This is a genomic window from Streptomyces sp. NPDC057424, assembly GCF_042803315.1.
Taxonomy (GTDB): domain Bacteria; phylum Actinomycetota; class Actinomycetes; order Streptomycetales; family Streptomycetaceae; genus Streptomyces.
Window position 1 is genome coordinate 21,545 of record NZ_JBHVCP010000074.1, and the last position, 9,429, is coordinate 30,973.

General features: G+C 71.0%; 10 protein-coding genes. All 10 read left to right on the forward strand.

Annotated features, from left to right (window positions below; translation table 11 throughout):
* The first annotated feature begins 96 nt into the window (after window positions 1-96).
* The 10 genes from mltG to nusB all read left to right on the forward strand — a co-directional run bounded on the left by mltG (window position 97) and on the right by nusB (window position 9,384).
* The gene (mltG, locus tag ACFU3E_RS34655) at window positions 97-1,815 is read left to right on the forward strand and encodes an endolytic transglycosylase MltG (RefSeq protein WP_384167556.1); all 1,719 of its coding nucleotides are present in this window, start codon (window positions 97-99) and stop codon (window positions 1,813-1,815) included.
* Window positions 1,796-2,635, forward strand: a complete 840-nt coding sequence (locus ACFU3E_RS34660) for a shikimate dehydrogenase (RefSeq protein WP_384167559.1) — start codon at window positions 1,796-1,798, stop codon at window positions 2,633-2,635. The genes mltG and ACFU3E_RS34660 overlap by 20 nt, the downstream gene beginning before the upstream one ends.
* 51 nt (window positions 2,636-2,686) lie before the next feature.
* Entirely contained in the window at window positions 2,687-3,091 is a 405-nt protein-coding gene (locus tag ACFU3E_RS34665; RefSeq protein ID WP_384167562.1) for a hypothetical protein, read from the forward strand.
* 142 nt (window positions 3,092-3,233) lie between these two features.
* The gene (gene aroC / locus ACFU3E_RS34670) at window positions 3,234-4,418 is read left to right on the forward strand and encodes a chorismate synthase (protein WP_384167565.1); all 1,185 of its coding nucleotides are present in this window, start codon (window positions 3,234-3,236) and stop codon (window positions 4,416-4,418) included.
* Window positions 4,415-4,930 (forward strand): shikimate kinase, encoded by a 516-nt coding sequence (locus ACFU3E_RS34675; RefSeq protein ID WP_384167568.1) that lies wholly within the window; start codon window positions 4,415-4,417, stop codon window positions 4,928-4,930. The genes aroC and ACFU3E_RS34675 overlap by 4 nt, the downstream gene beginning before the upstream one ends.
* Window positions 4,927-6,018 (forward strand): 3-dehydroquinate synthase, encoded by a 1,092-nt coding sequence (gene aroB / locus ACFU3E_RS34680; protein ID WP_384167571.1) that lies wholly within the window; start codon window positions 4,927-4,929, stop codon window positions 6,016-6,018. Before ACFU3E_RS34675 ends, aroB begins: the two co-directional genes overlap by 4 nt.
* A gap of 163 nt (window positions 6,019-6,181) precedes the next feature.
* Complete coding sequence (locus ACFU3E_RS34685) at window positions 6,182-7,030, forward strand: Pro-rich N-terminal domain-containing protein (protein ID WP_384167574.1); 849 nt, start codon at window positions 6,182-6,184, stop codon at window positions 7,028-7,030.
* A 181-nt stretch (window positions 7,031-7,211) separates the two neighbouring features.
* Window positions 7,212-8,327, forward strand: a complete 1,116-nt coding sequence (locus ACFU3E_RS34690; protein WP_384167577.1) for an aminopeptidase P family protein — start codon at window positions 7,212-7,214, stop codon at window positions 8,325-8,327.
* Between the two features lie 53 nt (window positions 8,328-8,380).
* Window positions 8,381-8,947: an elongation factor P gene (efp, locus tag ACFU3E_RS34695; RefSeq protein ID WP_031138970.1), complete on the forward strand. Its 567-nt coding sequence runs from the start codon at window positions 8,381-8,383 to the stop codon at window positions 8,945-8,947.
* A 2-nt stretch (window positions 8,948-8,949) separates the two neighbouring features.
* A complete protein-coding gene (gene nusB / locus ACFU3E_RS34700) occupies window positions 8,950-9,384 on the forward strand; it encodes a transcription antitermination factor NusB (protein ID WP_384167580.1) in 435 nt (144 codons plus the stop codon).
* Window positions 9,385-9,429: the final 45 nt, after the last annotated feature.

Genomic DNA, 9,429 nt, shown 5'->3' on the forward strand with positions numbered 1-9,429 from the left:
GCGACGGCATTCGAACAGCCGCCGCACAGCAAGAGGCGGAACGGGAGCGCCGAGCCGGAAGCCGCGCCACCGCCGCCTCGCGGCTCTAGGGGATCGATGACTGAGTATGGCCGGGGCCAAGGCTCCGAACCGTGGCATCCGGAGGACCCGTTGTACGGGGACGGCGGATGGGACGGACAGCAGGCCCATCAGGGTCAGCAGTCCCCCTACGGCGGCCAGCCGCAGCACTATCCAGAGCAGCCGCAGCAGCCGCAGTACGGCGACTGGGGCACCGGTGACCAGGCCGGATACGGTCAGGCGCAGCAGCAGTACCCGTACGACCAGCAGTACGCGGCACAGGCCCACGGGCACCAGCAGTACCCGGGGCAGCAGGACCACGGACATCAGCAGGCTCAGGGCTACCACCAGCAGCAGTACGACACCGGCGGCTGGGTCAACGATCCCCACCAGCAGGTCTCGTACCCCGGCGACCCCCAGGATCCGTACGGGCAGCAGGCCGGTGCGTACGGCGGGGGCCAGCAGGACTACTACGGCACGCCTGACGCGTACCCACCCCCGGAGCCGCCCGGCCGGCGCGGGGCCGAACCCGCGCCGGAACCGGACACGGGCTGGGATCCCGGCCCCGATCAGGGCGAACACGCCTTCTTCGCGGGCGGCGACGACGATGACGACGATGACGAGCCGGAGAGCCGTCGCGGTCGCGACGACAAGAGGGGACGCGGCGGCAAGCCCAAGAAGCGCCGCAACGGCATGGCCTGCCTGCTGGTCGTCGTGATCCTGGTCGGCGGCCTGGTCGGCGTCAGCTACTTCGGCTACCAGTTCTACCAGGATCGTTTCGGCGACGACCCGGACTTCGCGGGTGAGGGCAACGGGCAGCAGGTGACGGTCGAGATCCCCGAGGGAGCACTCGGGTACAAGATCGGTCAGGTGCTGAAGAGCGCGGGGGTCGTCAAGAGCGTCGACGCGTTCGTCGCGGCCCAGCAGGAGAACCCGAACGGCAAGGGCATCCAGGACGGCGTCTACACGTTGCAGAAGCAGATGTCGGCCGAGAGTGCGGTCGAACTGATGCTCAGTCCGAAGAGCCGTGACAACCTGATCATCGCCGAGGGCAGGCGCAACGCCGACATCTACCGGCTCATCGACAAGCGGCTGGGCGTCAAGGAGGGCACCACCGCCGCCGTCGCCAAGAAGGACTACAAGAAGCTCGGCCTGCCCGCCTGGGCGCTGAATCATCCGGACGTCAAGGATCCGCTCGAAGGATTCCTCTACCCGTCCAGCTATGGCGTCAGCAAGGGGCGGAAGCCCGAGGCCGTGCTCAAGCAAATGGTGACTCGGGCCACCGCGGCGTACGAGAAGCTCGGCGTCGAGAAGAAGGCCGAGAGCCTCGGACTCGAGAACCCGTGGCAGCTGATCACCGTCGCGAGTCTCGTCCAGGCCGAAGGCAAGACGCACGACGACTTCCGGAAGATGGCCGAGGTGGTCTACAACCGTCTCAAGCCCACCAACACGGAGACCAACCAGCTGCTCCAGTTCGACTCGTCCTTCAACTACCTGAAGAACGAGAGCAACATCCACATCAGCGAGTCCGAGATCAACAGCAACAAGGACCCGTACAACACGTACACCAACAAGGGTCTGCCGCCCGGCCCGATCGGCAATCCGGGGGATGTCGCGTTGCAGGCGGCTCTGAAACCCACGAAGGACGGCTGGATCTACTTCGTGGCGACCGATGGCGTGAGCAAGACCGAGTTCGCCAAGACCCATGCGCAGTTCCTGAAGCTGAAGGAAAAGTTCGATGCCAGCTCGGGCAACTGACGCCCGCCGTGCCGGAGTGCTCGGCAGCCCCATCGCCCACTCGCTCTCCCCGGTCCTGCACCGCGCCGCCTACCAGGAGTTGGGCCTGACAGGCTGGACGTACGACAGGTTCGAGGTCGACGAGGCCGGGCTGCCCGTGTTCTTCGAGACACTCGGACCCGAGTGGGCCGGGCTGTCGCTGACCATGCCGCTGAAGCGGGCCGTGATCCCGCTGCTCGACGAGATCAGCGAGACTGCCGCCTCGGTCGACGCGGTCAACACCGTCGTCCGCACCGAGGACGGGCGCAGGATCGGGGACAACACCGACATCCCCGGCATGGTCGCCGCCCTGCGCGAGCACGGCATCGACGAGGTCGACTCCGCCGCCGTCCTCGGCGCCGGGGCCACCGCCTCCTCCGCGCTGGCCGCGCTGTCCCGGATCTGCCCGGGCGAGATCGCCGTGTACGTGCGCAGCGAGGCCCGGGCCGCCGAGATGCGGCAGTGGGCCGAGCGGCTCGACGTCGCCGTCCGCATCGCCGACTGGGCCGATGCCGAGCAGGCCCTGCGCGCCCCCCTGGTGATCAGCACCACGCCGACCGGTGTCACCGACGCCCTCGCCCGGTCCGTGCCGGAGCGTCCGGCGTCCCTCTTCGACGTCCTGTACGACCCTTGGCCGACCGACCTCGCCGCCCGCTGGTCGGCGTACGGCGGTGCCGTCGTCAGCGGTCTCGACCTGCTGGTGCACCAGGCCGTGCTCCAGGTCGAGCAGATGACGGGGCTGGCCCCGGCGCCCCTGGACGCCATGCGGAAAGCGGGCGAACTGGCGCTCGCAGACCGCTAGTATCCGCTCTCGGTTCCGCAGGGGGCGGAACGGGGGAGGGGAACGTCCGTCATGTCCGCAGGGCTGCCTCAGGCGTCCGTCAAGTCCCAGATATTCGAGTCCCTGCTGGGATTCCTGCCCGACTGGGTGCAGATCACGGTGCTCGCCCTGATCGTGCTCGCCGTCGTGGCGTCCTGGGTCGTCAAGATCAAGCGCAAGATCGCCTACCGGCGTGCCGTCCGCAACGGACGGCCGGTCCACGCGGCGGCCCGGCACGGGCAGGGGTGCGGAGCGGACTACCTCGGGGAGTACGCACCCCAGCCGGCGCGGCAGCATGGCAGTGGGGCCGACCACCTTGGGGCGTACGCCCCGCAGCAGGCCCAGCCCGTGCGGCAGCCGAGCGGCGCCGACTGCCTCGGAACGTACGCGCCGCGGCAGCGGCAGGGCGACGGTCCGTCCGCCGACGCGTCCGCTTGATGGACCGGCCGCCGGGCGAACGGCCCCGGCGTGGGAGGATCGGAGATGGCGGGCCGGGCCGCGCACCCGGGTCACGCCGTCGCCGTACGCGACGAGGCGCGTACGCAGGGCAGTACCAGAGCGCGAGCACTGAGGAGCACCGTTGAGCAGGTTGCGCTGGCTGACCGCGGGGGAGTCCCACGGTCCCGCACTCGTCGCGACGCTGGAGGGCCTTCCCGCCGGCGTGCCGATCACCACGGACATGGTGGCGGACCATCTCGCGAGGCGGCGCCTGGGCTATGGGCGCGGTGCCCGGATGAAGTTCGAGCGGGACGAGGTCACCTTCCTCGGCGGCGTCCGGCACGGCCTGAGCCTCGGCTCCCCGGTGGCGGTCATGGTGGGCAACACCGAGTGGCCGAAGTGGGAACAGGTCATGGCCGCCGACCCGGTCGATCCGGAGATCCTCGCCGGGCTCGCCCGCAACGCCCCGCTGACCCGGCCGCGTCCGGGCCACGCCGACCTCGCGGGCATGCAGAAGTACGGCTTCGACGAGGCCCGGCCGATCCTGGAGCGCGCTTCCGCGCGTGAGACCGCGGCTCGTGTCGCGCTGGGCGCGGTGGCGCGGTCGTACCTCAAGGAGACGACCGGCGTCGAGATCGTCAGCCACGTCGTGGAGCTGGCCGCCGCCAAGGCGCCGCGGGGGGTGTACCCGACGCCGTCCGATGTCGAGAAGCTGGACGCGGACCCGGTGCGCTGCCTGGACGCGGACGCGTCGAAGGCGATGGTCGCCGAGATCGACCAGGCCCACAAGGACGGCGACACCCTCGGCGGCGTGGTCGAGATCCTGGCCTACGGCGTCCCCGTCGGTCTCGGTTCGCACGTGCACTGGGACCGCAAGCTCGACGCCCGGCTCGCCGGTGCCCTGATGGGCATCCAGGCGATCAAGGGCGTCGAGATCGGTGACGGTTTCGAGCTGGCCCGGGTGCCCGGCTCCAAGGCGCACGACGAGATCGTGAAGACCGACGACGGCATCCGGCGCACCTCAGGCCGCTCCGGCGGCACCGAGGGCGGCCTGACCACCGGTGAGCTGCTGCGGGTACGCGCCGCGATGAAGCCGATCGCGACCGTGCCGCGCGCCCTGCAGACCGTGGACGTCACCACCGGCGAGGCCGCGCAGGCCCACCACCAGCGCTCCGACGTCTCCGCGGTCCCGGCCGCCGGCATCGTCGCCGAGGCCATGGTGGCCCTGGTGCTCGCGGACGCGGTGGCGGAGAAGTTCGGCGGCGACTCGGTCGCCGAGACCCGCCGCAACGTGACGTCGTACCTCGACAACCTCGCCATCCGATGAGCGGCCCGCTGGTCGTCCTGGTCGGCCCGATGGGCGTGGGCAAGTCCACCGTCGGGCAGCTGCTGGCCGAGCGGCTCGGCGTCTCCTACCGGGACACCGACGACGACATCGTCGCCGAGCAGGGCCGGACCATCGCCGAGATCTTCGTCGACGAGGGCGAGCCCGCCTTCCGCGCGATCGAGAAGGCGGCCGTGCACCGGGCACTCGCCGAGCACGACGGCATCCTGGCCCTGGGCGGCGGTGCGATCCTCGACGCCGACACACGTGCGCTGCTCGCCGGGCAGCGGGTGGCGTACCTGTCGATGGATGTCGAGGAGGCGGTCAAGCGCACCGGCCTCAACGCGGCCCGGCCCCTGCTGGCGGTCAATCCGCGCAAGCAGTGGCGCGAGCTGATGGAGGCCCGCCGCCACCTGTACGAGGAGGCCGCCACGGCCGTGGTCGCCACCGACGGCCGTACACCCGAAGAGGTCACCGAAGCCGCCCTGGACGCACTGGAGTTGAAGGAAGCATGAGCGAGGCAGTGACGCGGATCCAGGTCGGCGGCACAGCGGGCACCGACCCGTACGAGGTCCTGGTGGGCCGGCAGCTGCTGGGTGAACTCGGCGGGCTGGTGGGCGACAAGGCCACGCGGGTCGCGATCCTCCACCCCGAGGCGCTGGCCGAGACCGGTGACGCGCTGCGCGCCGACCTGGCCGAGCAGGGCTACGAGGTCGTCGCCATCCAGGTGCCCAACGCGGAGGAGGCCAAGACCGCCGAGGTCGCCGCCTACTGCTGGAAGGCTCTGGGCCAGTCCGGCTTCACGCGCACGGACGTCGTCGTCGGGGTCGGCGGCGGCGCCACCACGGACCTCGCCGGGTTCGTGGCCGCCACCTGGCTGCGCGGGGTGCGCTGGATCGCCATCCCGACCACCGTGCTTGCCATGGTCGACGCGGCCGTCGGCGGCAAGACCGGCATCAACACCGCCGAGGGCAAGAACCTCGTCGGCGCGTTCCACCCGCCCGCCGGTGTGCTCTGCGACCTGGCCGCGCTGGACTCCCTACCGGTCAACGACTACGTCTCCGGCCTCGCCGAGGTCATCAAGGCCGGCTTCATCGCCGACCCGGTGATCCTCGACCTCATCGAGTCCGACCCCGAGGCCGCACGCACCCCGGCCGGACCGCACACCGCCGAGCTCATCGAGCGCTCCATCCAGGTCAAGGCCGACGTCGTGTCGTCGGACCTGAAGGAGTCGGGCCTGCGCGAGATTCTCAACTACGGCCACACGCTCGGCCACGCCATCGAGAAGAACGAGCGCTACAAGTGGCGCCACGGCGCGGCGGTCTCGGTCGGCATGCACTTCGCCGCCGAACTGGGGCGCCTGGCAGGCCGGCTGGACGACGCGACGGCCGACCGCCACCGCACGGTTCTCGAAGCGGTCGGACTGCCCCTGCACTACCGGCACGACCAGTGGCCCAAGCTGCTGGAGACGATGAAGGTCGACAAGAAGTCCCGCGGCAACCTGCTGCGCTTCATCGTCCTCGACGGTCTGGCCAAGCCCACCGTCCTGGAGGGACCCGACCCGGCCGTGCTGCTCGCCGCGTACGGCGAGGTCGGGCAGTAAGTCCCCCGGCGCGTCTTCCGCCCGAATTCGCCCTACGGCCCGGGCACTTCGGACCGCCCCCGGCCGTTCACACATCGACGACCGGGGGCGGTACCGTTCGGTAGCAGCGGGTTCCGCCCCCGCTGTCAGCGCCCATCGCCTGTACGAGACGGAGTGGCACCGGATGCAGCACGCAGTGGGTTCTCCGCTGCCGCAGCCCCATCAGCCGGGGCACGGACCGGTCGCCGGCTGGTCGCCGGCCGCACATCACCCGGTTCCGCCGAACGCGGGCGCGCACCAGGGCTCCGTGCCCGTGCCCCCGCCGCCCCCGGCACCGGGATATCCGGCACCTCCGCCCGGCCCCACCCCGGCTTCCGGCTCGGTACCGGAGACCACCGGCCACGTGCCGCTGCCGCCCGGCGGCCCGGTCGCCATGCCGACGGCCCCGCCCGCCACGGTGGTTCCCGACCCCGCCGGTACGACGCTCGCGGTGCTCCTCATCGGCCCCGCGGGTGCGGGCAAGACCAGCGTCGCCAAGTACTGGGCGGACCACCGCCGGGTCCCCACGGCCCACATCAGCCTCGACGACGTACGCGAGTGGGTCCGCTCCGGCTTCGCCGACCCCCAGTCCGGGTGGAACGACAACTCCGAGGCCCAGTACCGCCTGGCCCGCCGCACCTGCGGCTTCGCCGCGCGCAACTTCCTGGCCAACGGCATCTCGTGCATCCTCGACGACGCCGTCTTCCCTGACCGTCCGGTCGTCGGCCTCGGCGGCTGGAAGCGCCACGTCGGGCCGGGCCTGCTGCCGGTCGTTCTCCTCCCCGGGCTGGACATCGTCCTCGAACGCAACGCGGAGCGCTCGGGCAACCGACGCCTGTCGGACGAGGAGGTCGCCCGCATCCACGGCCGCATGGCCGGGTGGTACGGGTCCGGGCTGCCGATCATCGACAACTCCCAGCTGGACGTACCGGAAACGGCGAAGGTCCTGGACGACGTCCTGGCCAGGTCGATCGCCAGCCCACCCCAGTGGTGAGCGCCCCCTAGGGGCGCGGGGAACTGCGCGACAAGCCCCCCACACACACGCGGACGGCACACAACCTCGCGCGGCACGTGCTCTCGCCGAACAGCACCCCCAGCCACCCGGACACACCAGGCACCGCCCACTCAGACGCCCTCAACCGGCGCCAAACCGGCGGAGCTCATACGCTCGGGTCATGTCAGAGGTGTACGCGGCCCGCCGGACGCGTCTGAGGGATTACTGCAACGCGGGCGGCAGCGCGGCGGCGCTGGTCTCCCGCCCCGCCAACGTGCGCTATCTCGCGGGCGCCGCCCCGCCCGGCGCCGTTCTGCTGCTGGGCCGGACCGGAGAGCAGGACCTCCTGGTGTGCTCCGGCCCCACTGCCGACCGCCCCGCGCAGGAGCGCCCCGACGAGGCCCTGCGCGTGCAGACCCTGCCCGGAGTCGGCGGCGGCGACCCGGCCGTGGCGGCCGCGGGCCTCGCCGTGAGCCAGGGCGCCGACTCCCTCGCCGTGGAGGAGCACCACCTCACCGTGGCCCGCCACCGTGCCCTCGGCTCGGTCGCCCCCCGGCTGCGCCTGGCCAACCTCGGCGGCGCCGTCGAGCAGCTCCGGGTCGTCAAGGACGAGGAGGAGATCTCCTGCCTGCGCATCGGCGCCGAGATCGCCGACCAGGCCCTCGGCGAACTGCTGGAGTCGATCCTCGTCGGCCGCACCGAGCGCCACCTCGCCCTGGAACTCGAAAGACGCCTCGTGGATCACGGGGCGGACGGGCCGGCCTTTCCGACGTCCGTGGCCACCGGCCCGAATGCCGGCCGCCCCGGCCACCGGCCCACCGACCGCCGCGTCGAGGAGGGCGACTTCCTCTCCGTCTGCCTCGGCGCGACGTACCGTGGCTACCGCTGCGAGATCGGCCGTACGTTCGTCATCGGCACCGCTCCCGCGGACTGGCAGATCGAGTTGTACGACCTGGTCTTCGCCGCCCAGCGGGCCGGGCGTGAGAGCCTGGTACCCGGCGCCGCCTGCCGGGACGTCGACCGGGCCGCCCGCCATGTCCTGGACTCCGCGGGGTACACGGAGGGCCTCACGATCCTGACCGGACACGGCGTCGGGCTCGAAATCGACGAGGACCCTCAGTTGAGTCCCACGGCCATGGGTAAACTGGACGCTTGCGTGCCGGTCACCGTCGAACCGGGGGTTCACCTCCCGGGCCGGGGCGGTGTCAGGATCGATGACACGCTCGTCGTCCGCCCCGAGGCGGACGGCGGACCCGAGCTACTCACCATCACGACCAAGGAGCTGCTCGCCCTGTAGGTAGGCAGGTGCGTGCACCGGGGTCGTACGTCAGTCCAGGAGATTCCGCAACCGTGGCTTCCACGAACGACCTCAAGAACGGCATGGTGCTCAAGCTCGAAGGCGGCCAGCTCTGGTCCGTCGTCGAGTTCCAGCACGTCAAGCCCGGCAAGGGCCCGGCCTTCGTGCGCACCAAGCTCAAGAACGTGCTCTCCGGCAAGGTCGTCGACAAGACCTTCAACGCCGGCGTCAAGGTCGAAACGGCCACCGTCGACAAGCGCGACATGCAGTTCTCCTACATGGACGGCGAGTACTTCGTCTTCATGGACATGGAGACCTACGACCAGCTGCACGTCGACCGCAAGGCCGTCGGCGACGCCGCCAACTTCCTGATCGAGGGCTTCACCGCCACCGTCGCGCAGCACGAGGGCGAGGTGCTCTTCGTCGAGCTGCCCGCCGCCGTCGAGCTCGTCATCCAGGAGACCGAGCCGGGCGTCCAGGGCGACCGCTCCACCGGCGGCACCAAGCCCGCCATCCTGGAGACCGGCCACCAGATCAACGTGCCTCTCTTCATCACCACCGGTGAGAAGATCAAGGTCGACACCCGCACCAGCGACTACCTCGGCCGGGTGAACAGCTAACCGTGGCTGCCCGCAACACGGCCCGCAAGCGCGCCTTCCAGATCCTCTTCGAGGGGGACCAGCGCGACGCCGAGGTGCTGACCGTCCTCGCGGACTGGGTCCGGCTGTCCCGGGCGGACACCCGGCAGCCGCCGGTCAGCGAGTACACGATGGAGCTGGTCGAGGGCTACGCGGAGCACGCGAAGCGCATCGACGAGCTGATCGCGCAGTACTCCGTCGGCTGGACCCTCGACCGGATGCCCGTCGTCGACCGCAACATCCTGCGGCTCGGTGCCTACGAGCTGATCTGGGTCGATGCGACGCCGGACGCCGTCGTCCTCGACGAGATGGTGCAGCTGGCGAAGGAGTTCTCCACGGACGAGTCGCCCTCGTTCGTGAACGGCCTGCTCGGCCGGCTGAAGGACCTCAAGTCCTCGCTCCGCCGCGACGAGGTCTGAGACAGACCACATGCCGGAGGGCCCGCAGCGTCACGCTGCGGGCCC

Excerpts from the sequence above, each read along its gene's own strand:
- mltG (WP_384167556.1), top strand. The coding sequence starts at position 97 with ATGACTGAGTATGGCCGGGGCCAAGGCTCCGAACCGTGGCATCCGGAG.
- ACFU3E_RS34660 (WP_384167559.1), top strand. The coding sequence starts at position 1,796 with ATGCCAGCTCGGGCAACTGACGCCCGCCGTGCCGGAGTGCTCGGCAGC.
- ACFU3E_RS34665 (WP_384167562.1), top strand. The coding sequence starts at position 2,687 with ATGTCCGCAGGGCTGCCTCAGGCGTCCGTCAAGTCCCAGATATTCGAG.
- ACFU3E_RS34675 (WP_384167568.1), top strand. The coding sequence starts at position 4,415 with ATGAGCGGCCCGCTGGTCGTCCTGGTCGGCCCGATGGGCGTGGGCAAG.
- aroB (WP_384167571.1), top strand. The coding sequence starts at position 4,927 with ATGAGCGAGGCAGTGACGCGGATCCAGGTCGGCGGCACAGCGGGCACC.
- ACFU3E_RS34685 (WP_384167574.1), top strand. The coding sequence starts at position 6,182 with ATGCAGCACGCAGTGGGTTCTCCGCTGCCGCAGCCCCATCAGCCGGGG.
- ACFU3E_RS34690 (WP_384167577.1), top strand. The coding sequence starts at position 7,212 with ATGTCAGAGGTGTACGCGGCCCGCCGGACGCGTCTGAGGGATTACTGC.